Here is a 1,094-nt window from a genome sequence, read left to right on the forward strand (position 1 = left end):
CGGTTCCGCGGAGGCGGCGGCCGGCACCGGGCGGGCGCCGGTCGCCGGGCCGGACGGCACCGGGGTCGCGCCGGTGGTTCCCGACGGCACCGGGGTCGCCCCCGTCGCGCCGGTGGGGGCCGGGACGGAGACGGTGATGCTGGGCTTCTGGGGCCCGACCTCGGGCTGCTGCTCGCGCAGGTGCTCGGGCAGCTCCAGCGGCAGGACCGTCCGCGGCGGGTACGGCGACTTCCCGCGGACGACGATGATCCCCCGCAGCACGCGGCGGAGCTCCACGTCGAGGGCCTCGACGGTCTCCAGCGACGCCGTCGCCACGCCGTAGACCATCCAGCGCGGGCCGTCGCAGCCGACGAACACCGAGGCGGCGTTCTCGGTGCGGGCATGGAGTTCGCGGCCCCAGTCGCCGCGGGCGTTGCGCACCCGGGCGCCGCCCTTGCGCAGGGACTGCTCGATCTCCGCGGACAGGTCCGCCCACAGACCGGACGACCGTGGCGCGGCCAGTGCGCTCACCGCGATCCGGCCCTCGGCCAGCAGCAGGTGCACGGCCTGGGGGCGCTCGGCACCCGCGGGCTCCAGCTTCAGCTCGGCGCCGTAGGGCACCGGGACCTGCAGGGCACCGAGGTCGACGCGGGCGAGCGCGTCGGTCATCGACGGGTCGAGCTCCTCGACGTCGGCCGGGCCCAGTGGGCGGCCGCCGCTGCCGGGCGGCGGGACCGAGAGCGGGGCGTCGCCGACTCCGTACTCGTCCTCGTCGTACTCGTCCGCGTCCTCGTAGTCGTCGTCGTAGTCGTCGTCGTAGTCGTCGTCATCGAGGTCGTCGGAGGGCGGCGCGGAGGGGCGCCGGCCCCAGGACGGGTCGTCGGGGTCGCCGCCGTCGAAGCCCTGCGGGGTGCGGTCGCGGGCGTAGGCGAGCTCGTCGTCCTCGGCCCGGTGCGACAGCAGCGGCGGCTCCTCGTCGTCCCAGCGGCCGTCGGGGGCGACCCGGTCGTCGTGCCCGGCGGGTGCGGGGCCGGGCAGGCGCCCGGAGGCGCCGGGGGCCGGGGGACCGCCGGACAGGGAGCGGTGCGGCACCGGAGCCCGGCCGCCTGGGGGAG

General features: G+C 78.0%; 1 protein-coding gene. It reads right to left on the bottom strand.

The features are described from left to right. Positions 1–1,071, bottom strand: a 1,071-nt coding sequence (locus tag NH602_RS32090; protein ID WP_253069716.1) for a DUF3710 domain-containing protein, incomplete at its 3' end; no start/stop codon positions are given. Between the last annotated feature and the right edge of the window lie 23 nt (positions 1,072–1,094).

The organism is Pseudonocardia sp. McavD-2-B, from assembly GCF_024124365.1.
Lineage (GTDB): Bacteria > Actinomycetota > Actinomycetes > Mycobacteriales > Pseudonocardiaceae > Pseudonocardia > Pseudonocardia alni.